Consider the following 22849-nt stretch of genomic DNA (forward strand, 5'->3'; position numbering starts at 1 on the left):
TCCACCTGCATAGATTGAAATCAACCCGGGGCAGGCACGGGCCTGCCCCGAGGTAGCGCTATTGCGTATTTCGTTACTGCGTCAGCTTGGCCTTGGCCGCCTCAAGGCCGGGTTTGCCGTCCACGGTGGTTACGCCGGCCAGCCAGGCATCCAGTTTGCCAGGGTTGTCCTTGAGCCACTTCTTGGCCGCCGCCTCGGGTTTCATCTTGTCGTCCAGGACATAGCCCATCATGGTGCTTTCATCCTTGAGCTCGAACGACAGGTTCTTCAACAGCTGGCCAACGTTGCTGCATTCCTGCACATAGCCCTTGCGGGTGTTGGTCAATACGGTCGCCTTGCCGAAGTCGGGGCCGAAGAACTCGTCCCCGCCGGTCAGGTACTGCATCTTGAAGCGGGTGTTCATCGGGTGTGGTTCCCAGCCGAGGAACACCAGCGCATCGCCGCGCTTCTGCGCGCGGTCGACCTGGGACAGCATGCCGGCCTCGCTGGACTGGACGATCTTGAAGCCGGCGTCCTTCAGGCCGAAGGCGTTCTTGTCGATCATGCTCTGGATGGTGCGGTTGCCATCGTTGCCGGGCTCGATGCCGTAGATCTTGCCGTCGAGTTCATTCTTGAACTTGGGAATGTCGCTGAAATCCTTCAGGCCCTTGTCATACAGCGCCTGGGGCACGGCCAGGGTGTACTTGGCGTTTTCCAGGTTGGCGCGCACTGTTTCTACAGTACCGGCGTCGCGGTACTGCTTGATGTCGTTCTCCATGGTCGGCATCCAGTTGCCGAGAAACACGTCCAGGTCCTTGCCGGCGGCCAGCGACTTGTAGGTCACCGGTACCGAGATCATGGTGGTGTGGGTCTTGTAACCCAGTGCTTCGAGCACAACGCTGGTGGTCGCCGTGGTAACCGTGATGTCGGTCCAGCCGACATCCGAGAACCGTACCGTCTGGCATTGCTCGGGCTCGGCGGCCTGGGCCAGCAAAGGCGCGGACAGCATCGCAACCAGCAACAGCGAGGGTGAACCTTTCATGGATGGACTCCTGTGATTTTGTCTTCGGGTTCGCGTGGGTCGCCGGGCTTTCTCAGGGTCCGGTCGACCAGGCCTGCAGAGGGCAGGATGCGTGGCCGTGCTTTACGAGTCGCTTTCGATAATCCTCCAGCGCTGGGCAATCGCCTACTGGTGGGGTCGTAACCAGTACGGAACGGGTCGTATCCAGTATGGGCGATGTCGCTTATGGATTTTTCCACCCCCTCAGCCGCATTTTTACGTCACCAGGCCGCTGGAAAGCGGCGTGGCGAGGGCAGCTCCCCGGTAAAAAACAGCGCGGCGCTGCTGGACAAAAGTACGTCGGTTGCAGACGGCGAGGGGGGCGGTAAAAGCCCGATGATGCGTGCATTCAAGGCGGCCCGCTGCTTCAGCCTAGCAGCTACCCCGCCCTGCGCATGGCGCGCAGAGACAAGCCCAGCAAGAGGTGATTCGACAATGGCCATCAGCGTGTTCGACCTGTTCAAGATCGGTGTCGGGCCCTCCAGCTCCCACACCGTCGGCCCCATGCGTGCTGGCGCCCTGTTCGTCCAGGGCCTGCGCGAACGCGGCGAGCTGGAACGTGTGAAGCGGATCGAAGTGCGCCTGTATGGCTCGCTGTCGGCCACGGGTGTGGGGCATGGCACCGACAATGCCACCATCATGGGCCTGATGGGTGAATGGCCTGACGCCATCGACCCGACCCAGATCGCACCGCGTATCGCCGACCTGCGCGAAACCAACACCCTGCAGCTGGACAGCCGCCTGCCCATCGAATTCGTCTGGGCCCGCGACATGCTGCTGCTGGACGAGAACCTGCCGTACCACCCCAACGCGATGACCCTGATTGCCGAAGGTGAGCAGGGCGAGCTGCACCGCGACACCTACTACTCGGTCGGTGGCGGCTTCGTGGTCGATGCCGCCCAGGCCGCCAGCGGCGTGCTGGATGCTGACCAGACGGTGCTGCCGTACGACTTCAACAGCGCCGCCGAACTGCTGCGCCTGTGCAAGCAAAACGACCTCAGCGTGTCGCAATTGATGATGGCCAACGAGAAGGTCTGGCGCAGCGAGGAAGAGATCCGCGCCGGCCTGCACAAGCTCTGGGAAGCCATGCAGGAATGCGTCAACAACGGCCTGAAGTACGAAGGCACGCTGCCCGGCGGGTTGAACGTGCGCCGCCGCGCCGCAAAGCTGCACCGCAGCCTGCAGGAAATCGGCAAGCCCAACGTGATCGGCTCGACCATGAGCGCCATGGAGTGGGTCAACCTGTTCGCCCTGGCGGTCAACGAAGAAAACGCCGCCGGCGGGCGCATGGTTACCGCGCCGACCAACGGTGCGGCGGGCATCATCCCGGCGGTGTTGCACTACTACATGCGCTTCAGCGATGCGGTGGACGAGTCCAGCGTGGTCGATTTCTTCCTCGGTGCTGCCGCGGTGGGCATCCTGTGCAAGAAGAACGCGTCGATCTCCGGTGCCGAAGTGGGTTGCCAGGGTGAAGTCGGTTCGGCTTGCGCCATGGCCGCGGCGGGCCTTGCCGAAGTGCTGGGTGCCACCCCGCCGCAGGTGGAGAACGCTGCCGAGATCGCCCTGGAGCACAACCTGGGCCTGACCTGCGACCCGGTCGGCGGGTTGGTGCAGGTGCCGTGCATCGAGCGCAACGCGATTGCCGCGGTAAAGGCCATCAACGCGGTGCAGATGGCCCTGCGTGGTGACGGCGAGCACTTCATTTCCCTCGACCAGGTGATCCGCACCATGCGCGATACCGGGGCCGACATGCACGACAAGTACAAAGAGACCTCGCGCGGTGGTTTGGCGGTCAGTGCGATCGAGTGCTGATAGCTTGATCTGACCTCAAGGGCCTCTTCGCGGGCACGCCCGCTCCCACAGGAACTGTGCAATCCCTGTGGGAGCGGGCGTGCCTGCGAAGGGGCCCTTGAGATTGAAACAGGTGCAGTACGGAAGCCAATGCCCCTTTATGGTGCAGTACGACGCATACCGATCGTCGGGTGTCGTTATCAGTGTGGGCGTTGTCGGTGACACTCAAGAGTGTCGTTTCTGGGCATCCTACACTGCGCATGTCACCAAATTGCTCAGCCGTTACACGCACAGCGCCTAGCACGCCAGTTCCACGAAGATTGGCCAACTCGATCAAAGCACCTGATTTGCCTGACAAAGGCGTCGTTTTCAGGTTTTTTTGGATAGCCGTTCAATTTCAGGCACGGCGTTTGCGTTGAGATTGGCACCAAGGCCCCTGCACATGAACCGGGGCCATACATAACAAGAAATCAGTGCTCGCCTGAGGCACACCCTGCATTTGTGTGAGGAGAAATCGCGATGACGTCGTACACCTCCGGGAACCCAACCCAGAACCGCACAGCCCCCCAGTCCATCGGGTTTCTCCTACTGGACAATTTCACCCTCATTTCCCTGGCATCGGCCGTCGAGCCGCTGCGCATGGCCAACCAGCTGTCCGGCCGCGAGCTGTACCGCTGGCACACCCTCACCGCCGATGGTGGACAGGTGTGGGCCAGCGATGGCTTGCAGATAACCCCTGACGCCGCCATGCACAGTGCGCCCCCCATCGATACCGTGATTGTCTGTGGCGGCGTGGGCATCCAGCGCAGCGTTACCCGCGAGCATGTCACCTGGTTGCAAACCCAGGCCCGTCAGTCGCGCCGTCTGGGCGCGGTATGTACCGGTAGCTGGGCCTTGGCCTGTGCCGGGCTGCTGGATGGTTTCGATTGCAGCGTGCACTGGGAATGCCTGGCGGCCATGCAGGAGGCCTACCCACGGGTCAACATGAGCACCCGCCTGTTCACCCTCGACCGTAACCGCTTCACCAGCTCCGGCGGCACTGCGCCGCTGGACATGATGCTGCACCTGATCAGCCGCGACCACGGCCGTGAACTGTCGGCTGCGATTTCCGAAATGTTCGTCTACGAGCGCATCCGCAACGAGCAGGATCACCAGCGCGTGCCGCTCAAGCACATGCTTGGCACCAACCAGCCGAAGCTGCAGGAAATCGTCGCGCTGATGGAGGCCAACCTCGAAGAGCCGATCGACCTGGATGAACTGGCGGTATACGTGTCGGTATCGCGTCGGCAGCTCGAGCGCCTGTTCCAGAAGTACCTGCACTGTTCGCCGTCGCGTTACTACCTGAAGCTGCGCCTGATCCGCGCCCGGCAGCTGCTGAAGCAGACGCCGATGTCGATCATCGAAGTGGCGTCGGTGTGCGGCTTCGTGTCTACCCCGCACTTCTCCAAGTGCTACCGCGAATACTTCGGCATTCCGCCGCGTGACGAGCGCGTGGGCTCCAACACTGCGCAGCAGGTGGCGATGATGCCGATCCCTCAGGCCATGACCCTGTCGCCGCACAGCGGGCCGATGGCGGCCCTGAGCCAGGCGCGCAACGAGTCGACCTTTGCCAGTGTAAGGCTCTGAAACGGAGCCGGCCTCTTCGCGGGGTTGCCCGCTCCCACAGGAGCTGCACAGTGTTTGAAAATCTGTGCAATCCCTGTGGGAGCGGGCAAGCCCGCGAAGAGGCCGGTGCAGGAAAACTCTGTCAGCCGCGCTTGTTGAACTGCGCCAACGCCGGCAACAGCTGTTTGTCGATGGCCTGGCGCACCGCCGGCAGGATCGTCGCGCTACCGGTATACATCTGCTCCACCATCCCCTTCAGCGCCCGTGCATTGGGCTCGGTCAGCCCACGCACCACCGCTTCGCACGCCTGCTCGGCAGTAGCGCCGGCCGGAATCTCGAACCCGCGCGCGCGCAGGTGGCCTGCCAGATCGTCCTGGTCAATCAAATCCGCATGCATCATGGCTGTTGTCCCTTTTATCGCTAAGAGAGTGCTGCTGTGATTTACGACCGATTCTGTGACGCCGGCGACATGCCCGCAACAACAGAATGGCGCCATGGCTGCTTTGGCTAAGAACAGGTCGTTCCCGGCTAAATCCACCTGCCGGGAAGTGCGCAAACTCAAGCCATCTACCGCAACGGAGGGTTTGGTCACCCTCGTTCGTGCACAGTGGATGTTGCTCGCTCTTGGCCCCGGATGCTCACGGCTTTCCGGGGTTATTTTTTTGCCCGGAGCAACACCGCCGCCGCTGTTGGCACACTGTCTTGCTTGCTCAATACTTGCAGGCATGCATGCCCTCTGTGGGAGCGGGTTCACCCGCGAATGCGTCGGTAGCTTCACCATCGCATTCGCGGGTGAACCCGCTCCCACAGGGTACGCAGTTTTGTTCAGGATCGGGTGTTCAAACCCATCACCCGGCCGACGAACTCAGCCGGGGGCACGTCCTGCTGCTCATCCACCAACCCTTGCAGCAACCCGACACTACGCTCACTGAACGGCGCCGACTTCGGCCCTGTCAGGTCCACATGCAGCAGCATCTGCTCACTGGCCGCCAACGCTTCGTCGAACCCTGCCCGGTGCAGGCTGTGGTAGACATGCAGGCGCTTGCGATCGAGGCCGATGATCTGTGTCTGCACCCACACCTCGCTACCCAGCTTCACTTCGTGCAGGTAGTTGATGTGCGCCTCCAGGGTGAACAGCGAGTTACCGCTCTGGCCGCGACTGTCGGCATCCAGGCCGATGCGCTCCATCAGCGCGTCGGTGGCGTAGCTGAAGATCAGCAGGTAGAAGGCATCGCGCAGGTGCCCGTTGTAGTCGACCCAGTCCTCCTGGACTGGGGTGCGGTAGGTGATCAGTGCGGGCATCGCGGTCTCCTCAGTCGCCGAAAGCCATACCGTGCTTGGCCTTGCTGGTCTTCACCGCTTCCAGCACTGCCAACAGGGTGTCATCACGATAGCGCTCCAGCGCGGCGATGCTGCGGTCGCCCAGTTGCTCGGAGGTCCCTTCGACCACATCGTCGATCAGCTTGTCGGTCAGCTCTGGTGCCGGCAGGTAAGTCCACGGCAGTTGCAGCGCCGGGCCGAACTGGGCCATGAAGTGACGCATGCCTGCGTCACCACCGGCCAGGGTGTAGGTGAGGAACGTGCCCATGAACGACCAGCGCAGGCCGGCGCCGAAGCGGATGGCATCGTCGATTTCGCCGGTACTGGCCACGCCGTCGTTGACCAGGTGCAGGGCTTCGCGCCACAGCGCTTCGAGCAGGCGGTCGGCGATGAACCCGGGCACTTCCTTGCGTACGTGCAGCGGGCGCATGCCCAGGGCGGTGTAGATGGTCCTGGCAGCTTCGATGGCCTCGGGGGCGGTGCGGTTGCCGCCGACGATTTCCACCAGCGGCAGCAGGTACACCGGGTTGAACGGGTGGCCGACCACGCAGCGCTCGGGGTGGGTGGCCGACTCGTAGAACTCGCTGGGCAGCAGGCCCGAGGTGCTGGAACCGATGATCGCGTCGGGTTTGGCGGCAGCGCTGATCTTTGCGTGCAGGTCGAGCTTCAGGTCCAGGCGTTCAGGGGCGCTTTCCTGGATGAAATCGGCATCGCGGACGCATTCCTCGATGGTGGCGACGAACTTCAGGCGGTCTTGTGAGGCGCCTGGTGCCAGGCCTTGCTTTTCCAGTGCCGACCAGGCGTTGGCGATGCGCTTGCGCAACGCCTGCTCGGCGCCTGGCGCCGGGTCCCAGGCGACCACGTCCAGCCCGTGGGCCAGGGCGCGCGCGACCCAGCCGCTGCCGATCACGCCACTACCCAGGGCGGCGAAGGTTTTGATCTCGGTGATGAAAGGCATATCGAGTCCTCAGGCTAAATAGAATTCTTCGGGTGAGCGCCAATCCCTGTGGGAGCGGGCAAGCCCGCGAACACCGGCATAGCCGGTGCCATCCACCGCGTCGCTTGCTTCGCGGGCATGCCCGCTCCCACAAGGTTCTCTGCTGCAGCCGAGATTGTTGAAAGGATCAGCGGCGTTTGAGGTTCATCTTTTCCCGGCCTTCGGCCGGGGTCAGCACACGGGCGCCAAGGCGCGAAATGATCTCCACCGTGCGCTCGACCAACTGGCCGTTGCTGGCCAGCACGCCACGGTCCAGGTACAGGTTGTCCTCCAGGCCCACCCGCACGTTGCCGCCCAGTAGCACGGCCTGGGCGGCCATCGGCATCTGCATGCGGCCGATGCCGAACCCGGCCCAGGTGACGTTGGCCGGCAGGTTGTCGACCATTGCCTTCATGGTGGTGGTATCGGCCGGCGCGCCCCACGGGATGCCCAGGCACAGCTGGAACAGCGGGTCGTCGAGCAGGCCTTCCTTCATCATCTGCTTGGCGAACCACAGGTGGCCGGTGTCGAAGATTTCCAGCTCGGCTTTTACCCCCAGTTCGGTAATGCGCTTGGCGCCGGCGCGCAGTTGTGCCGGAGTGGAGACGTAGATCGAGTTACCGTCGCCGAAGTTGAGGGTGCCGCAGTCGAGGGTGCAGATTTCCGGCAGCAGCGCTTCGACGTGGGCCAGGCGTTCCAGTGGGCCGATCAGGTCGGTACCCGGGCCGAATTCCAGTGGTGTTTCACCCGGGCCGATTTCCAGGTCGCCACCCATGCCCGCGGTAAGGTTGACGATGATGTCCACGTCGGCTTCGCGGATGCGTTCCATGACTTCGCGATACAGCGCCACGTCACGGCTGAAGCGGCCGGTTTGCGGGTCGCGCACGTGGCAGTGGACCACGGTGGCGCCGGCTTTGGCGGCCTCTACGGCAGAATCGGCGATCTGCTTGGGGGTGACTGGAACAAGGTGGCTTTTCGAGGCGGTGTCGCCGGCGCCGGTGAGGGCGCAGGTGATGATGACGTCGTGGTTCATGGCTTGGTTCCTTGTGGTAACCGTTGTGGCCTTTTCGCGGGCACGCCCGCTCCCACAGGGTCTGCGCAGACCTTGACCTTTGCGCTGTACCTGTAGGAGCAGCCTTGTGCTGCGAAAGGGGCCTGTCAGTTGGCAGTGAGGTTGAGGTTGTCGGCAGCCGGCTTGCCATCGAAGGTGGTCACACCCTCCAGCCAGCGGGCCTTGTCCTCGGGGTGGTCCTTGAGCCACTGGCGGGCCGATTCCAGCGCATCCTTGTGGTCGAGCAGCGGCTGCATCATGCGGCTCTCGTCCTCGGCGCTGAAGTTCAGGTTGGCCAGCAGGCGATGGGCGTTGGGGCAGCGTTCGGCGTAGTCCGGCGCGGTCACCGTCCACACTGTCGCGCGGCCTTCGTCAGGGCCCAGGGCGTCCTGGCTGTCGCCCAGGTAGACCATGTCGATATTCACGTTCATCGGGTGCGGTGCCCAGCCAAAGAACACCACGGCTTCGTTGCGCCGCACCGCGCGATCGACGGCGGCGAGCATGCCGGCCTCGCTGGACTCGACCAGCTGGAACTTGCCCAGGCCGAACTGGTTCTTGGCGATCATCGCCTTGATCTGGGTGTTGGCGCCGGAACCCGGTTCGATGCCGTATATTTTCCCGCCCAGTTCCTTTTCGAACTTGTGGATGTCGGCGAAGGTCTTCAGGCCCTTGTCGGCCAGGTACTTGGGCACCGCCAGGGTGGCGCGGGCGTCTTCCAGGCTGGGTTTGTCGAGCACCTTGACCTGCTTGGCGTCGACGAACGGGGTGATGGTCTGGGTCATGATCGGGTTCCAGTAACCCAGGAACATGTCCAGGCGTTTGTCGCGGATGCCGGCGAAGATGATCTGCTGCGAGGCGCTGGTCTGCTTGGTCTGGTAGCCAAGGCCATCGAGCAGCACCTGGGCCATGGCGCTGGTGGCGATGACATCGGTCCAGTTGACCACGCCCAGACGGACGTTCTTGCAGGCCGCAGGCTCGGCGGCGAATAGTGGGGAAGTGGCGATGCTGCTCAGGGCAAGGGTCAACAGGCTGCGGCGGATCAAGCTGTGCATGGTGGCTCTCCATCGGCAGTGCATATTGTTATTGGGGTTCGACCTCTCTGGGTCGTATGAAGAAGCTACGCTGCTGTCAGGGTGGAAAATCGCACCCTGGCGACCAACATTTGCACGGAGGCGACCACCTTTGCCGTGGAGCATGCAATGCCGCAAATCATTCACTTCCTGTTGTTGCCCGGATTCTCGGCCATGGGTTTCATCAGTGCCCTGGAGCCACTGCGGGTGGCCAACCGCTTCAAGGGCCCGTTGTATCGCTGGCAGGTATTGAGCCTGGACGGTGGGGCGGTGCAGGCCAGCAATGGCATGTCGGTGAACGCCGATGCAGCGCTGGCGGCGGGCGAACCTGGCGGCATCCTGCTGATCGTCGCCGGTTTCGAGCCATTGGCCTGTTATGGGCCGGCGCTGCAGCAGGCGCTACGCCGCCTGGATCATGAGGGGGTGGTTCTGGGTGGCATCGATACCGGCGCGGTGGTGCTGGCCGAGGCCGGCCTGCTCGACGGCCACCGCGCCACCGTGCACTGGGAGGCGCTGGAGGCGTTCAAGGAGAATTACCCGAGCCTGCAGGCCACCCAGGAACTGTTCGAAATCGACCGGCGGCGCATCACCTGTGCGGGCGGTACTGCCTCGATCGACCTGATGCTCGACCTGATTGCGCAATCCCATGGCAGCGAGCTGGCGGTGCAGGTTTCGGAGCAATTCGTGTTGGGCCGTATTCGGCCGCGGCAGGATCATCAGCGGATGCAGATCGCCTCTCGCTATGGCATCAGCAACCGCAAGCTGGTGCAGGTGATCGGCGAGATGGAAAAGCACACCGAGCCACCGTTGAGCACATTGGAGCTGGCCGCCCGTGCCATGATCACCAGGCGTCAACTGGAGCGCTTGTTTCGCTTGTACCTGAATGATACGCCCAGTGGCTTCTATCTTGACCTGCGTCTGGACAAGGCGCGTCAGCTGCTGTGCCAGACGCAGATGAGTATCACGCAGGTCAGCGTGGCATGTGGTTTCGAGCTGCCGTCGTACTTCACCCGCCGGTACAAAAGACGCTTTGGGCGCTGTCCGCGTGAAGAACGTCAGGCGCTCAAGCCGCAGCTGCCGGATCAGAATTGATCTAGGTCTGATAGCTCCTGGAGGCGGCTTTCGACCTGTGCTCGCCGCGCCTCGAAAGCCCGGGCGTCGAGTTTCGCGCCCATGTGGTCCAGTTGCAGGGCAAGGCGCGTACGTGGGGCATCCGGGTCGGTCGAACAGCACAGGTTGAAGACGATCGCCAGCGGGCTGCCGCTGTCATCCAGATCAAATTCGATGCGCAGGTGCGAGCTGGCCGAAGTGCTGCGCAGCAGGGCGAGGTCTGGTTGTTTCAAACCATCCAGTATGTCCTTGGCAACCCGCTCGAGCTTGAGGTTGCGACGCTGGGGCGCTGGAATCCAGCCGTTGAAGACGTCTTGAAACACAGCATCCGTGGGTACGCAGTTGATGCTTTTCGTTGTCCGTTCGATCAGTTCGACACCGCTGTTTTCCAGGCCAAGCAGAAAACGGTTGAACCAACGCTGGCCATCCTGTTGGCGATCGTGAGCCTGGTTGGCCTCTAGTTGCGCCAGGCGCAGGCAGGCATGAAGGTCTTCCCAGGGTTGGTTGGCGGGTTTGGTGGGCATGCTTGTGGTCCTCGTTGCAGGCGTAGGAAGGGGAGCCTGGCGCCGCTGGGCGGCGCCAGGTGCAGGTCAGAGTTCCAGCGCCAGGATGTCGAACGCCTGGCTGGCCAACTTCATCCTGACGGCTTCGCGCATGGCGTCGAAGTGGCGAACACTGAACGAGCCCTGTTGCGAGGCCCGGTATACACGGGTATTCGACTTGTCGATGATGCGGCCAGCGGACCCTGCGGCTTTCTCGGCCTTGTCATAGCTCAGCTGAACGCTGGTCATGTGCATGATCGGCAGGCCTTGCGGTGTCATCTCGCAGGCCGAAATCTGGATGGTGCTGGATTTGCCCGAAACGCTCACGCTGCTTTCTTCGAGCAGTTGCTGCGCCTTGGGTGTTTGCACGATCACTTCGAAGGAACGTTTTACACAGCGGCTCAGGCGATGGCTGGCGCCGATCTGGACGGTGACGATCTGCGGCACCAGGGTGGCCAGCGTGTGGGTGTCCTTGTCGATTGCCTCCTCGACATGGGCGGCGCCGGTCAGCGTCCAGCCGAACTTGCCCAGGCCGTCGTTGTAGAAGTTGTACCACTCGCGCTGCTGGGTTTCCTTGTCGAACTTCTTGTTTGCCGACAGGTTCATCAAGCGCATGCCATCGAGCACGTCTTCGGCAACGCTGGCAGGTACATCCGGGGCAAAGATGCAGACGGTGTTGGCAACCATGACGGCGCGTTCTTCGCCTTCTTTCTTCAGGGCGGCAATGGCGCTGTTCATGTCGGTCTTGCTGATAGTAGAGGTCATGTCTTGGTTTCCGATCGAGTTCATCATCGGCACCTCGGGTGAGGCGCCGGGGACGCACTTTGGTTCGGATCGTCAAGACAGATAAGCCGAAAGCCTTTCCTGCCGAGGAACTCCCTTACTGCTGGCCGATGGACTGCAGGTACTCCGAGCGGTCATCACTGCGTTGTGCCACGCAGGTGTTCCACGCTGCTTCGAACGCCTTGCTGCCCGGTTTCTCGGCATAGGTTTCGACCTTGCAGTCGGCATCGCGCAGTTGCGTCCACAGTTTCTCGGCCGCCTCCATCCGCCCGGCCAAGGCGTCTGCCTTGTCGCCTTCGTCGGCGTACTGGTCGCGAATGCGCTGTATCAGGTCGTCATACGCCGACTTAAGTTCACGCTCGGCCGTCTGCTTGTTGAACGCCGCGCAAGCGAATGTCTGCTGGTCGGTCTCGACGTTGTCGCACGGGGTGCTTTCTTCCTCGCCGGCCTGGGCGCCCGATACGACAGCCAGCAATACCAGCCATGCCATTGATTTCATCCGTTTTCTCCTCAACAAGGCTGACGAATCGGCTGGATTCTCGCTCAGCCGCCGACAAGACGATAGCTCCCTGAAGAAATGTTCATGAAACGGCCGGAAATGTCGTTATCGAGACTGTCTCTCATCGCCAGACGGCGCGCCAGAGGGCGCGATGTCGCGCATTGACGCTTTCGGCAAACCCCCTGTCGTTTTTGCATCGGGGCGCCTTTGGGCACAGGCATATGCTGGCCCCAAAGCGCCGGCAATAAGGTTTGGCGCAAACCCATTCAATAAAAGGGGACAGCCTGATGAGCCCAGCCGAACTTCACGCCGACAGCATCGTCATCGACGGCCTGATCATTGCCAAATGGAACCGCGAGCTGTTCGAGGACATGCGCAAAGGCGGGCTGACTGCGGCCAACTGCACGGTGTCGGTCTGGGAAGGCTTCAAGGCTACCGTCGACAACATCGCCGCCAGCCAGAAGCTGATCCGCGATAACAGCGACCTGGTGATGCCGGTACGCACCACCGCCGACATCCGCAAGGCCAAGGAGCTGGGCAAGACCGGCATCCTCTTCGGCTTCCAGAACGCCCATGCCTTCGAAGACCAGATCGCCTACGTCGACGTGTTCAAGCAGCTGGGCGTGGGCATCGTGCAGATGTGCTACAACACCCAGAACCTGGTCGGTACCGGCTGCTACGAACGTGACGGCGGCCTGTCGGGCTTCGGCCGCGAGATCGTTGCCGAAATGAACCGCGTCGGCATCATGTGCGACCTGTCCCACGTCGGCTCCAAGACCTCCGAAGAAGTCATCCTCGAGTCGAAAAAGCCGGTCTGCTACTCGCACTGCCTGCCTTCGGGCCTGAAAGAGCACCCGCGCAACAAGTCGGACGAAGAGCTGAAGTTCATCGCCGACCACGGCGGTTTCGTCGGCGTGACCATGTTCGCGCCGTTCCTGGCCAAGGGCATCGATTCCACCATCGACGACTACGCCGAAGCCATCGAGTACACCATGAACATCGTCGGTGAAGACGCCATCGGTATCGGTACCGACTTCACCCAGGGCCACGGCCAGGACTTCTTCGAGTACCTGACCCACGACAAGGGCTACGCCCGTCGCCTGACCAACTTCGGCAAGATCATCAACCCGCTGGGCATCCGCACTGTGGGCGAATTCCCCAACCTCACCGAAACCTTGCTCAAGCGCGGCCACTCCGAGCGCGTGGTGCGCAAGATCATGGGTGAGAACTGGGTCAACGTCCTCAAGGACGTGTGGGGCGAGTAAGCCGCTCTCCAAGCCTGAAAGCCCCTGCCAGCAACGCCGGGGCATCCCAATAAAAAATTTTATGGAGTTGAGTTTCCATGGCCAAGATCGCCCCGCAATTGCCAATCGAAGTAGACAGCGAGACCGGTGTCTGGACCAGCGACGCCTTGCCGATGCTGTATGTGCCGCGCCATTTCTTCGTCAACAACCACATGGGCATCGAAGAAGTCCTGGGCGCCGACAAGTACGCCGAGATCCTCTACAAGGCCGGCTACAAGTCCGCCTGGCACTGGTGTGAAAAAGAAGCCGAGTGCCACGGCCTGGAAGGCGTGGCGGTGTTCGAACACTACATGAAGCGCCTGAGCCAGCGTGGCTGGGGCCTGTTCGAAATCCAGGACATCGACCTCGACAAGGGCACCTGCAGCGTCAAGCTCAAGCACTCCGCGTTCGTGTACGTCTATGGCAAGTGCGGCCGCAAGGTCGACTACATGTTCACCGGCTGGTTCGCCGGCGCCATGGACCAGATTCTCGCCGCCCGCGGCAGCTCGATCCGCACTGTGGCCGAACAGGTCTATGGCGGGTCGGAAGAAGGCCACGAAGATGGCCTGTTCGTTACAAAGCCGTTGTAAGCCGGAGATAGCGTCATGGCATTCGAAGCAATGTTCCAGCCGATCCAGATCGGCAAACTGACCATCCGCAACCGTGTGCTCAGCACCGCGCACGCCGAGGTCTACGCCACTGACGGCGGCATGACGACCGACCGCTACGTGAAGTACTACGAAGAAAAGGCCAAGGGCGGTATCGGCCTGGCGATCTGTGGCGGCTCGTCGGTGGTGGCCATCGACAGCCCGCAGGAGTGGTGGGCGTCGGTCAACCTGTCGACCGACCGCATCATCCCGCACTTCCAGAACCTGGCCGACGCCATGCACAAGCATGGCGCCAAGATCATGATCCAGATTACCCACATGGGCCGTCGCTCGCGCTGGGACGGCTTCAACTGGCCGACCCTGATGTCGCCGTCGGGTATCCGTGAACCCGTGCACCGCGCCACCTGCAAGACCATCGAGGTGGAAGAGATCTGGCGCGTGATCGGCAACTACGCGCAAGCTGCCCGCCGCGCCAAGGAAGGTGGCCTGGACGGCGTGGAACTGTCGGCCGTGCACCAGCACATGATCGACCAGTTCTGGAGCCCGCGGGTCAACAAGCGTACCGACGAATGGGGCGGTACCTTCGAAGGCCGCATGAAGTTCGGCCTGGAAGTACTGAAGGCCGTGCGCGCCGAAGTCGGTGACGACTTCTGCGTGGGCATGCGTATCTGTGGCGACGAGTTCCACCCCGATGGCCTCAGCCACGAGGACATGAAGCAGATCGCTGCCTACTACGACGCCACTGGCATGCTCGACTTCATCGGCGTGGTCGGTTCGGGTTGCGACACCCACAACACCCTGGCCAACGTCATCCCGAACATGAGCTACCCGCCGGAGCCGTTCCTGCACCTGGCGGCCGGCATCAAGGAAGTGGTCAAGGTTCCGGTGCTGCACGCGCAGAACATCAAGGACCCGAACCAGGCCACGCGTATCCTCGAAGGCGGCTACGTGGACATGGTCGGCATGACCCGTGCGCACATGGCTGACCCGCACCTGATCGCGAAGATCAAGATGGGCCAGATCGACCAGATCAAGCAGTGCGTCGGTGCCAACTACTGCATCGACCGCCAGTACCAGGGCCTGGATGTACTGTGCATCCAGAACGCCGCGACCTCCCGTGAATACATGGGCGTGCCGCACATCATCGAGAAGACCACCGGTGCCAAGCGCAAGGTGGTGGTGGTTGGCGCCGGCCCGGCCGGCATGGAAGCGGCCCGCGTGGCTGCCGAACGTGGCCACGACGTGACCCTGTTCGAGAAGAAGGAGCAGATCGGCGGGCAGATCACCATCGCCGCCAAGGCCCCGCAGCGCGACCAGATTGCCGGTATCACCCGCTGGTACCAGCTGGAGCTGGCGCGCCTGAAGGTAGACCTGCGCCTGGGCACCGCCGCCGACGTGGCTGCCATCCAGGACCTGCGCCCGGACATCATCGTGCTGGCGGTGGGTGGGCATTCCTTCCTGGAGCAGAACGAGCACTGGGGCGCCGCCGAAGGGCTGGTAGTCAGCAGCTGGGACGTGCTCGACGGCAAGGTTGCGCCGGGCAAGAACGTGCTGGTGTACGACACCATCTGCGAGTTCACCGGCATGTCGGTGGCTGACTTCATCGCCGACAAGGGCAGCCAGGTCGAGATTGTCACTGACGACATCAAGCCGGGTGTGGCCATGGGCGGTACTACCTTCCCGACCTACTACCGCAGCATGTACCCGAAAGAAGTGATCATGACCGGCGACATGATGCTGGAAAAGGTCTACCGCGAAGGCGACAAGCTGGTGGCGGTGCTGGAAAACGAATACACCGGCGCCAAGGAAGAGCGCGTGGTCGACCAGGTGGTGGTGGAGAACGGCGTGCGTCCTGACGAGCAGCTGTACTACGCACTGAAGGAAGGTTCGCGCAACAAAGGCCAGATCGACGTGGAGGCACTGTTCGCCATCAAGCCACAGCCGATCCTCAGCCAGCCGGGCGAAGGCTACCTGCTGTACCGCATCGGCGACTGCGTGGCCCAGCGCAACGTGCATGCGGCGATCTACGACGCCTTGCGCCTGTGCAAGGACTTCTGATCGAGAAAAATCGTCGCCACCGGGCGCGGTCCCTGTGGGAGCGGGTTCACCCGCGAAAGCGTCAGCACAAGCAACAGAGTTGTCTGATCTGACGCATTCGCGGGTAAACCCGCTCCCACAAGGGGCCAATCCCACCTTCAGAGTGGCGCAAGAATCCAGCTGTTGTGGGAGCCTCCCATGTTGAACACCCTTCTACCTATCCTGCTGTTCGCTGCCCTTGGCCTGGCAGTGCTCGGCGCCCTGCGCCGGGTGCGCATGTGGCGGCGTGGCCGGCCGTCCAAGGTCAACCTGATCGGCGGCCTGCTGGCCATGCCGCGCCGCTACCTGGTGGACCTGCACCATGTCGTCGAGCGCGACAAGTACATGTCCAAGACCCACGTGGCCACCGCTGGCGGCTTCGTGCTGTCGGCCGTGCTGGCGATCCTGGTGCACGGCTTCGGCCTGCAGAGCAAGATCCTCGGCTACGCGTTGCTGGTGGCCACGGTGATCATGTTCAGCGGCGCCATCTTCGTCTTCAAGCGCCGCCTCAACCCGCCTTCGCGCCTGTCCAAGGGCCCGTGGATGCGCCTGCCGAAGAGCCTGCTGGCGTTTGCCGTGAGCTTCTTCATCGCCACCTTGCCGGTCGCCGGCATCCTGCCGGCCAACACCGGTGGCTGGGTGATGGTGGGCATTCTCGGTCTGGGCGTGCTGTGGGGCGTGTCGGAGCTGTTCTTCGGCATGACCTGGGGCGGCCCGATGAAACACGCCTTCGCTGGTGCCCTGCACCTGGCCTGGCACCGCCGCGCCGAACGCTTCGGCGGCGGCCGCTCCACCGGCCTCAAGCCGCTGGACCTGGAAGACCCGAACGCGCCGCTGGGCGTGGAAAAGCCGGTGGACTTCACCTGGAACCAGCTGCTGGGCTTCGATGCCTGCGTGCAGTGCGGTAAATGCGAAGCCATGTGCCCGGCCTTTGCCGCCGGCCAGCCGCTGAACCCGAAAAAGCTCATCCAGGACATGGTAATCGGCCTGGCCGGTGGCACCGACGCGCAGTTCGCCGGCAGCCCATACCCGGGCAAACCGATCGGTGAGCATGGCGGCCACCCGCACCAGCCGATCGTCAATGGCCTGGTCGACGCCGAAACGCTGTGGTCGTGCACCACCTGCCGTGCCTGCGTCGAGGAATGCCCGATGATGATCGAGCACGTCGATGCCATCGTTGACATGCGCCGTCACCTCACCCTGGAAAAAGGCGCCACCCCGAACAAGGGCGCCGAAGTGCTGGACAACCTGATCGCTACCGACAACCCGGGCGGCTTCGCCCCTGGCGGGCGCATGAACTGGGCCGCCGACCTCAACCTGCAACTGCTGTCGGAGGTGAAAACCACCGAGGTACTGTTCTGGGTCGGTGACGGTGCCTTCGACATGCGCAACCAGCGCACCCTGCGCTCGTTCGTCAAAGTGCTCAAGGCTTCGGGCGTGGACTTTGCCGTGCTCGGCCTGGAAGAGCGCGACAGCGGCGACGTGGCGCGCCGTCTGGGCGATGAAGCGACCTTCCAGCAACTGGCCAAACGCAATATCCAGACCCTGGCCAAGTACAAGTTCCAGCGCATCGTCACCTGCGACCCGCACAGCTTCCATGTGCTGAAGAACGAGTACGGCGCCCTGGGTGGCGACTATCAGGTGCAGCACCACAGCACCTACATCGCCGAACTGATCGAGGCCAACAAGCTCAACCTCGGCCAGCACAAGGGCGGCAGCGTCACCTACCACGACCCGTGCTACCTGGGCCGTTACAACGGTGAGTACGAAGCTCCGCGTGCCGTGCTCAAGGCCCTGGGTATCGAAGTGCGCGAGATGCAGCGCTCGGGCTTCCGTTCCCGTTGCTGCGGCGGTGGTGGCGGTGCGCCGATCACCGACATCCCTGGCAAGCAGCGTATCCCGGACATGCGCATGGACGACATCCGCGAGACCGAGGCCGAGCTGGTAGCTGTGGGTTGCCCACAGTGCACCGCCATGCTCGAAGGTGTGGTCGAACCGCGCCCGCAGATCAAGGACCTGGCCGAACTGGTGGCCGACGTGCTGATCGAAGAGGACGCGCCCTCTGCCCCAAAGCCGCAAACGGCCAAACGTGAACCTGCGGAGGTGCACTGATGAGCGACATTATCCGCCGCGACCCACGCGCCGAGTGGATCGCCCGTAACCGTCTGCACCCGCTGCATGCAGCGATGCAGACGCAGCAGACCAGCTGGATGGGGCCCAACGGCCTCATCCGCAAGAACCCCCACGCGATTGCCGCAGGCTTCATCGGCCCGGCCGGCATCAAGCGCATCGACCGCAGCGGCGCCCAGCAGGGCACCGCCGTGGGCGGGCGACGTACGGCGGCGGCCGAGGTCAAGCTGCCGCTGCACCAGGTGCCGGCGCCGGCGTTCTACATTGCCGTGGTGCCGGACATGGTCGGTGGCCGCCTGAGCAGCCACGACCGCGACCTGCTCGGCCTGGCCCACAGCCTGGCCGGCAGCGACGGTGCAGTGCTGGCAGTGGTGTTTGGCGAGCACAAGGAAAGCAACTTTTCCACAGCCGGGGTCGACCGCCTGCTGGTCATCGAAGGCGAGGCTTTCGAAGGTTATGCACCGGAGCAACTGGTACAAGGCCTGCGGGCTGTGGATAACCAGTTCACTCCGCGCCACTGGCTGCTGCCCGACAGCCGCACCGGTGGTGGCGAACTGGGCCGGCGCCTGGGCGCGGCACTGGGCGAGCGCCCGGCGACGCGGGTATGGCAGGTCAAGGACGGCCAGTGCATCGGCCGTGCCGGTGCCGGCCAGCAAGACCTGCAGCGCGCCGTACCACGCTTGATCCTGGCGGCGGCCGAGTGCGCCGAGCCGGTCAGCGAAACCCGTCACGAAGCGTTGCCCGTGGAGTTGTCCACAAGCGTGGCGCGCAGCCTGTCGCGCATCGAAGACCTCGGCTCGGTGGCCGTGGACCCGGCCACCATTGCCATGGCCGAAGCCGAGTTCATCGTCTCGGGCGGCAACGGGGTCAAGGACTGGGACCTGTATCACAAGGCCACCGCGGCCCTTGGCGCCACCGAAGGCGCCTCGCGGGTGGCGGTGGACGACGGCTTCATGCCGCGCAACCGCCAGGTGGGTGCCACCGGTACCTGGGTTACCGCGCGGGTCTACGTGGCTGTGGGTATCTCGGGCGCGATCCAGCACCTGCAGGGCATCGGCGCCTGTGACAAGGTGGTTGCGATCAACATGGACCCGGGCTGCGACATGATCAAACGGGCCGACCTGTCGGTAATTGGCGACAGTTCGGCGATTCTCCAGGCACTGATCGAGGCTGTGGACAACTACCGCAGCGGCGGCCAGCGCGACGCGGCATAAGGGCACGAGCATGAGTACGAAAGTGATCAGCCTGGTTTCCATCGGTGCCCACCCCAGCTCCGGACGCGCTCGCCGCGCCGAGCAGGATGCGCGCGCCGTGGAGCTGGGTTTGCAGCTGGCTGGGGATAACTTGCAGGTGGTGCATGCCGGCGACCCACGGGAAGAGGCGTTGCGCGCCTACCTGGGGATGGGCCTGGACCATCTGGATGTGCTGGAGCAGCCGGCCGGTGCCGACGTGCTGGGCGTGCTCGGGGATTACCTGCGCGATGCCGGGGCACAGCTGGTGCTGACCGGTAGCCAGGCCGAGACCGGCGAAGGGTCGGGCATGTTGCCGTTCCTGCTGGCCGAAAAGCTCGGCTGGCCACTGATTGTGGGGTTGGCTGAAGTGGAGTCGATCGACAACGGCACCGCCCAGGTATTGCAGGCGCTGCCGCGCGGTCAGCGGCGTCGGCTGAAGGTGCGCCTGCCGTTGCTGGCGACTGTGGATAACGCCGCGCCCAAGCCGCGCCAGAGTGCTTTCGGGCCGGCGCGTCGGGGTGTGTTGGCGGCACGCAACGTGGCTATCGTCGAAGACGAACTGCTGGCCGAAGCCGAACTGCAACCAGCCCGCCCGCGGCCCAAGCGGCTGAAGGTGATCAAGGCCAAGAGCGGTGCCGACCGGATGAAGGCGGCCACGGCCAAGGCCAGTGGCGGCGGTGGCAAGGTGTTGAAGGACGTTTCTCCACAGGAAGGTGCCGAGGCCATCCTCAAGCTGCTGGTGGAAGAGGGCGTGCTGCGCTAGAGCCTCACGCGGTCCCGGTGTAGGAGCGGCCTTGCGTCGCGATGGGCTGCGCAGCAGCCCCGGTAATCTTGACTCGTAGTCGAGATCCTGGGGCCGCGCTGCGGCCCATCGCGACACAAGGCCGCTCCTACATTCAATACACAGCATCCACCGAGCGCTTTTGCCCACCGAATCTGTTCGCCAAGGTGTGGATAAAGTGTTGGCGCATGGCCGCAGCCCTTGTATGACGGGGCCTCCAAGATTATGGTCAAAAAACAACCAGTCTTATCCCTGCCTTCGCATGCAACGCGCGGCAGTACCCTCCTGATTTTGCCCACAATCGCTGTTAGCCGGTCTGTGGATAATCTGTTTGATAGCGCCTGTAGGCCTTATATTTAAGGGCCTCGGTACACTTGCTCAAAAAATGATCAAGTCCGGGTGAGGTCTTCTCTTTCTTCGGAAATCATGCTCTTGAGTCGCTTATCCACGGCTCGATCGAAGAACATCCATTGGTTGCCCACAAACTCTGTTGGTGTCTCTGTGGACAAAGTGTTCGCGGAGGCCGCCAAGCCTTTATTAGCAAGGCTTTCAAAGGTTTGATCAAAAAATGTTCAATTTGCGATACCAGATAGCGAAACACCGTCGGCGAGCATTTTCCACGTTGGCTGTGTGTAAGCCTCGGGATAACTAATAGCTACCCGTCATTTTTGCCAGTTTCGTATCGATTTCAATGCTCTTAGGATCAAGGCAGGCCTTTTAGAGGTTTCGCTATGAGTTTGGTGCTTTTGCTGGCAGTCGACAGGCAGCGTTCTGTTCTCAGCGGGTTGGATAGCATCGGTAGGGTGTACACGGCCTACGGGTATTTCGCTATCCAGGGCGGACCGATAAGTGCGTTCTGTGGCGAGCCGATAGATCCCCTGACAGGTTGCTACCCTTTGGGTAATGGTCATCGCCAGTACAATCCGAAGCTCATGCGTTTACAGTCGCCAGATGAATACAGCCCGTTCGGTGAAGGCGGGCTCAATGTGTACATGTATTGTAAAGGCGACCCTGTAAACCGCCACGATCCCAGTGGCTCCATTCCTTTATGGTTGCCGCAGGCGCAGCGCGCTCTGACAGCAATTTTGCATGTGGTTTCGCCGTTGGCAATCATGCTCGGCCCACCCCCAAAAGGCGGCCTTGCGACAAATGCCTCGCGCATGGCACTAGCGGGGTCTGGTACTAGCGTCGTAGGTGCTGGTCTTGGGCTCGCCGGAGTTGGTGCAGCTCCCTATGTCTCTGCCGCAGGAACCGGACTGCTGATGACTGGTGCAGGTATCCGTCTGGCTAAATCATTATGGGATAAGCGATCAGCGCTTTGGCACGGTACCAAGAAAAACTTCAGATCGAATTTGAGAACGATTTTCAAGGTGCAAGTTAAGAAAAAGAAGCGCAGGGTGGCGCCGCCAAGCGGCTCACCAAGGAAAGCGGTAGGATCGGTTTATACGATCGAGCACGAACTCGAAGAGATCAGCGGGAAGAGTTCCTCATCGACTGTTCCAGATCTCGCACCATCCCTACAGGATATCCGGGAAGTCTAGTCAGAAAACCAAGCCTGTGAATTATCCACAGGCTTGGTTGGCGTGTATCACTGCGCCTGAACTTCCTTCAGATACGCCGCCGGCTCTGCCCCCAGGTTGTTCAGCAAGCGCTGGCTGTACCAGTCAATGAAGTTGACCACGCCAAACTCGTAGGTTTTCGAGTATGGCCCAGGCTGGTAAGCGGTGGAGTTGATACCACGCTGGTTTTCCTCGGCCAGGCGACGGTCCTGGTCGTTGGTGGCGTCCCACACCTTGCGCATGTTCTCGGGGTTGTAGTCCACACCCTCCACGGCATCCTTGTGCACCAGCCACTTGGTAGTGACCATGGTTTCCTGGGCGCTGATCGGCCACACGGTGAACACGATCATGTGGTCGCCCATGCAGTGGTTCCAGGAGTGCGGCAGGTGCAGGATGCGCATCGAGCCCAGGTCCGGGTTCTGGATACGCCCCATCAGCTTCTGGCAGGCCTGCTTGCCGTCCATGGTCATCGACACGGTGCCCTTGAGCAGTGGCATGCGCACGATACGGTTACGCAGGCCATGGCTCTTGTGCAGGTACGGGATCTTCTCGGCTTCCCAGGCGGCAGCGGAGGCGGCCACGTGGTCCTTGAATTCCTGGCTGGCGCGCGGGTCGTTGGTGTCGTCCCATTCCAGCAGGGTTTGCAGCAGCTCCGGGTGCGAACCGTTGCAGTGGTAGCACTCGCGGTTGTTTTCCAGCACCAGCTTCCAGTTGGCCTTTTCCATCAAGGTGGTCTGTACCGCCACCTTGGTGTTTTCCATGTCGTACGGTTCCATGTAGTGGTCCAGGGTGGCCAGGAACTCGTCGATGGCAGGCGGGTTTTCCGCCAGGCTGATGAAGATGTAGCCGCCGGCGACCTTCACGTTCACAGGCTTCAGGCCATACTGGTTCATGTCGAAGTCGGCACCCATTTCGGTACCGGCGAACAGCAGGCGGCCGTCCAGCTCGTAGGTCCACTGGTGGTACGGGCAGACCAGCTTGGCCACCTTGCCCTTGTCGCTGACGCACAGGCGCGAACCGCGGTGGCGGCAGACGTTGTGGAAGGCGTGCACCTTACCTTCGGCGCCACGCACCACGATGATCGGGTTCTTGCCGATCTGCAGGGTGATGTAGTTGCCCTTGGCCGGGATCTCGCAGGTCATGCCGGCGATCAGCCACTCCTTGTGGAAGATCTCCTGCATGTCGATCTGGAACAGACGCTCGTCGGTGTAGAAAGGCTGGGGCAGCGAGTAGGTGCGCTCGCGGGTCTGCAGCATCTCGGCGGTGGCCTTGCGTGCAGGTTCCAGTGGATCGCCCAGGCTCAGGGTTGCGGTGACGTCCATCGTGTATTCCTCGGGGCCGTGTGCGGCCGGCAAAAGGTGGCTAATCGTTGTTGTGGTGCCGCAAGGCTGCTT

Annotated in this window: 20 protein-coding genes; 10 read left to right on the top strand and 10 right to left on the bottom strand. The window is 62.5% G+C overall.

Annotated features, from left to right (window positions below; all coding sequences use genetic code 11):
• Nucleotides 1–73 precede the first annotated feature (73 nt).
• The gene (locus tag CAG44_RS09355) at nucleotides 74–1021 is read right to left on the bottom strand and encodes a choline ABC transporter substrate-binding protein (protein ID WP_085691991.1); all 948 of its coding nucleotides are present in this window, start codon (nucleotides 1019–1021) and stop codon (nucleotides 74–76) included.
• 453 nt (nucleotides 1022–1474) lie between these two features.
• Here CAG44_RS09355 and CAG44_RS09360 point away from each other — a divergent pair, with 453 nt between their 5' ends.
• Both CAG44_RS09360 and CAG44_RS09365 read left to right on the top strand, forming a co-directional pair.
• Complete coding sequence (locus tag CAG44_RS09360) at nucleotides 1475–2851, top strand: L-serine ammonia-lyase (RefSeq protein WP_025337375.1); 1377 nt, start codon at nucleotides 1475–1477, stop codon at nucleotides 2849–2851.
• Between the two features lie 498 nt (nucleotides 2852–3349).
• Nucleotides 3350–4456 (top strand): GlxA family transcriptional regulator, encoded by a 1107-nt coding sequence (locus CAG44_RS09365; RefSeq protein WP_025337376.1) that lies wholly within the window; start codon nucleotides 3350–3352, stop codon nucleotides 4454–4456.
• Nucleotides 4457–4577: 121 nt separating this feature from the next.
• Here the strand turns inward: CAG44_RS09365 and CAG44_RS09370 are convergent, their stop codons facing one another.
• The 5 genes from CAG44_RS09370 to choX form a co-directional block, all read right to left on the bottom strand.
• Nucleotides 4578–4835 carry a hypothetical protein gene (locus tag CAG44_RS09370; protein ID WP_003257487.1) on the bottom strand — a complete coding sequence of 86 codons (258 nt, stop codon included), beginning with the start codon at nucleotides 4833–4835 and terminating at the stop codon, nucleotides 4578–4580.
• A 425-nt stretch (nucleotides 4836–5260) separates the two neighbouring features.
• Nucleotides 5261–5737, bottom strand: coding sequence for a thioesterase family protein (locus CAG44_RS09375; RefSeq protein ID WP_085691992.1), 477 nt, complete (start codon nucleotides 5735–5737; stop codon nucleotides 5261–5263).
• Nucleotides 5738–5747: 10 nt separating this feature from the next.
• Complete coding sequence (locus CAG44_RS09380; RefSeq protein WP_085691993.1) at nucleotides 5748–6713, bottom strand: L-carnitine dehydrogenase; 966 nt, start codon at nucleotides 6711–6713, stop codon at nucleotides 5748–5750.
• Nucleotides 6714–6879: 166 nt separating this feature from the next.
• The gene (locus tag CAG44_RS09385) at nucleotides 6880–7764 is read right to left on the bottom strand and encodes a 3-keto-5-aminohexanoate cleavage protein (RefSeq protein WP_085691994.1); all 885 of its coding nucleotides are present in this window, start codon (nucleotides 7762–7764) and stop codon (nucleotides 6880–6882) included.
• A gap of 125 nt (nucleotides 7765–7889) precedes the next feature.
• Nucleotides 7890–8834 (bottom strand): choline ABC transporter substrate-binding protein, encoded by a 945-nt coding sequence (gene choX / locus CAG44_RS09390; RefSeq protein WP_013970502.1) that lies wholly within the window; start codon nucleotides 8832–8834, stop codon nucleotides 7890–7892.
• A 147-nt stretch (nucleotides 8835–8981) separates the two neighbouring features.
• Here choX and CAG44_RS09395 point away from each other — a divergent pair, with 147 nt between their 5' ends.
• Entirely contained in the window at nucleotides 8982–9944 is a 963-nt protein-coding gene (locus CAG44_RS09395; protein ID WP_084785115.1) for a GlxA family transcriptional regulator, read from the top strand.
• Here CAG44_RS09395 and CAG44_RS09400 read toward each other — a convergent pair.
• The 3 genes from CAG44_RS09400 to CAG44_RS09410 form a co-directional block, all read right to left on the bottom strand.
• Nucleotides 9935–10486, bottom strand: coding sequence for a hypothetical protein (locus CAG44_RS09400; protein WP_085691995.1), 552 nt, complete (start codon nucleotides 10484–10486; stop codon nucleotides 9935–9937). The genes CAG44_RS09395 and CAG44_RS09400 overlap by 10 nt on opposite strands.
• Nucleotides 10487–10552: 66 nt before the next feature.
• Entirely contained in the window at nucleotides 10553–11269 is a 717-nt protein-coding gene (locus CAG44_RS09405) for a hypothetical protein (protein ID WP_230397048.1), read from the bottom strand.
• A gap of 115 nt (nucleotides 11270–11384) precedes the next feature.
• Nucleotides 11385–11786: a lysozyme inhibitor LprI family protein gene (locus tag CAG44_RS09410; RefSeq protein ID WP_003257504.1), complete on the bottom strand. Its 402-nt coding sequence runs from the start codon at nucleotides 11784–11786 to the stop codon at nucleotides 11385–11387.
• Between the two features lie 287 nt (nucleotides 11787–12073).
• On the opposite strand from CAG44_RS09410, the gene CAG44_RS09415 reads away from it, so the two are divergent.
• From CAG44_RS09415 to CAG44_RS09445, 7 genes are all read left to right on the top strand, one after another.
• Nucleotides 12074–13051 carry a dipeptidase gene (locus tag CAG44_RS09415; protein ID WP_003257506.1) on the top strand — a complete coding sequence of 326 codons (978 nt, stop codon included), beginning with the start codon at nucleotides 12074–12076 and terminating at the stop codon, nucleotides 13049–13051.
• 77 nt (nucleotides 13052–13128) lie between these two features.
• On the top strand, nucleotides 13129–13659 hold the full coding sequence (locus CAG44_RS09420; protein WP_013970507.1) for a DUF5943 domain-containing protein: 531 nt from the start codon (nucleotides 13129–13131) through the stop codon (nucleotides 13657–13659).
• Between the two features lie 15 nt (nucleotides 13660–13674).
• Complete coding sequence (gene dgcA, locus CAG44_RS09425) at nucleotides 13675–15735, top strand: dimethylglycine demethylation protein DgcA (RefSeq protein ID WP_025337383.1); 2061 nt, start codon at nucleotides 13675–13677, stop codon at nucleotides 15733–15735.
• A gap of 177 nt (nucleotides 15736–15912) precedes the next feature.
• Complete coding sequence (dgcB, locus tag CAG44_RS09430; protein ID WP_085691996.1) at nucleotides 15913–17865, top strand: dimethylglycine demethylation protein DgcB; 1953 nt, start codon at nucleotides 15913–15915, stop codon at nucleotides 17863–17865.
• Nucleotides 17865–19097 (top strand): electron transfer flavoprotein subunit alpha/FixB family protein, encoded by a 1233-nt coding sequence (locus tag CAG44_RS09435; protein ID WP_039613190.1) that lies wholly within the window; start codon nucleotides 17865–17867, stop codon nucleotides 19095–19097. Before dgcB ends, CAG44_RS09435 begins: the two co-directional genes overlap by 1 nt.
• A 10-nt stretch (nucleotides 19098–19107) precedes the next feature.
• The gene (locus CAG44_RS09440; RefSeq protein ID WP_003257512.1) at nucleotides 19108–19878 is read left to right on the top strand and encodes an electron transfer flavoprotein subunit beta; all 771 of its coding nucleotides are present in this window, start codon (nucleotides 19108–19110) and stop codon (nucleotides 19876–19878) included.
• 749 nt (nucleotides 19879–20627) lie between these two features.
• A complete protein-coding gene (locus tag CAG44_RS09445; RefSeq protein ID WP_085664130.1) occupies nucleotides 20628–21437 on the top strand; it encodes an RHS repeat-associated core domain-containing protein in 810 nt (269 codons plus the stop codon).
• Nucleotides 21438–21484: 47 nt separating this feature from the next.
• On the opposite strand, the gene gbcA is transcribed toward CAG44_RS09445, so the two are convergent.
• Nucleotides 21485–22777, bottom strand: a complete 1293-nt coding sequence (gbcA, locus tag CAG44_RS09450; RefSeq protein WP_013970512.1) for a glycine-betaine demethylase subunit GbcA — start codon at nucleotides 22775–22777, stop codon at nucleotides 21485–21487.
• Nucleotides 22778–22849 lie beyond the last annotated feature (72 nt).

Origin of the sequence: Pseudomonas sp. B13(2017), from assembly GCF_002113245.1 — a bacterium.
Lineage (GTDB): Bacteria > Pseudomonadota > Gammaproteobacteria > Pseudomonadales > Pseudomonadaceae > Aquipseudomonas > Aquipseudomonas putida_Z.

What these genes read in the sequence shown, in the direction of transcription:
- CAG44_RS09355 (WP_085691991.1), bottom strand. Translation starts at nt 1,021, where the DNA reads ATGAAAGGTTCACCCTCGCTGTTGCTGGTTGCGATGCTGTCCGCGCCT.
- CAG44_RS09360 (WP_025337375.1), top strand. Translation starts at nt 1,475, where the DNA reads ATGGCCATCAGCGTGTTCGACCTGTTCAAGATCGGTGTCGGGCCCTCC.
- CAG44_RS09365 (WP_025337376.1), top strand. Translation starts at nt 3,350, where the DNA reads ATGACGTCGTACACCTCCGGGAACCCAACCCAGAACCGCACAGCCCCC.
- CAG44_RS09370 (WP_003257487.1), bottom strand. Translation starts at nt 4,835, where the DNA reads ATGATGCATGCGGATTTGATTGACCAGGACGATCTGGCAGGCCACCTG.
- CAG44_RS09375 (WP_085691992.1), bottom strand. Translation starts at nt 5,737, where the DNA reads ATGCCCGCACTGATCACCTACCGCACCCCAGTCCAGGAGGACTGGGTC.
- CAG44_RS09380 (WP_085691993.1), bottom strand. Translation starts at nt 6,713, where the DNA reads ATGCCTTTCATCACCGAGATCAAAACCTTCGCCGCCCTGGGTAGTGGC.
- CAG44_RS09385 (WP_085691994.1), bottom strand. Translation starts at nt 7,764, where the DNA reads ATGAACCACGACGTCATCATCACCTGCGCCCTCACCGGCGCCGGCGAC.
- choX (WP_013970502.1), bottom strand. Translation starts at nt 8,834, where the DNA reads ATGCACAGCTTGATCCGCCGCAGCCTGTTGACCCTTGCCCTGAGCAGC.
- CAG44_RS09395 (WP_084785115.1), top strand. Translation starts at nt 8,982, where the DNA reads ATGCCGCAAATCATTCACTTCCTGTTGTTGCCCGGATTCTCGGCCATG.
- CAG44_RS09400 (WP_085691995.1), bottom strand. Translation starts at nt 10,486, where the DNA reads ATGCCCACCAAACCCGCCAACCAACCCTGGGAAGACCTTCATGCCTGC.
- CAG44_RS09405 (WP_230397048.1), bottom strand. Translation starts at nt 11,269, where the DNA reads ATGACCTCTACTATCAGCAAGACCGACATGAACAGCGCCATTGCCGCC.
- CAG44_RS09410 (WP_003257504.1), bottom strand. Translation starts at nt 11,786, where the DNA reads ATGAAATCAATGGCATGGCTGGTATTGCTGGCTGTCGTATCGGGCGCC.
- CAG44_RS09415 (WP_003257506.1), top strand. Translation starts at nt 12,074, where the DNA reads ATGAGCCCAGCCGAACTTCACGCCGACAGCATCGTCATCGACGGCCTG.
- CAG44_RS09420 (WP_013970507.1), top strand. Translation starts at nt 13,129, where the DNA reads ATGGCCAAGATCGCCCCGCAATTGCCAATCGAAGTAGACAGCGAGACC.
- dgcA (WP_025337383.1), top strand. Translation starts at nt 13,675, where the DNA reads ATGGCATTCGAAGCAATGTTCCAGCCGATCCAGATCGGCAAACTGACC.
- dgcB (WP_085691996.1), top strand. Translation starts at nt 15,913, where the DNA reads ATGTTGAACACCCTTCTACCTATCCTGCTGTTCGCTGCCCTTGGCCTG.
- CAG44_RS09435 (WP_039613190.1), top strand. Translation starts at nt 17,865, where the DNA reads ATGAGCGACATTATCCGCCGCGACCCACGCGCCGAGTGGATCGCCCGT.
- CAG44_RS09440 (WP_003257512.1), top strand. Translation starts at nt 19,108, where the DNA reads ATGAGTACGAAAGTGATCAGCCTGGTTTCCATCGGTGCCCACCCCAGC.
- CAG44_RS09445 (WP_085664130.1), top strand. Translation starts at nt 20,628, where the DNA reads ATGAGTTTGGTGCTTTTGCTGGCAGTCGACAGGCAGCGTTCTGTTCTC.
- gbcA (WP_013970512.1), bottom strand. Translation starts at nt 22,777, where the DNA reads ATGGACGTCACCGCAACCCTGAGCCTGGGCGATCCACTGGAACCTGCA.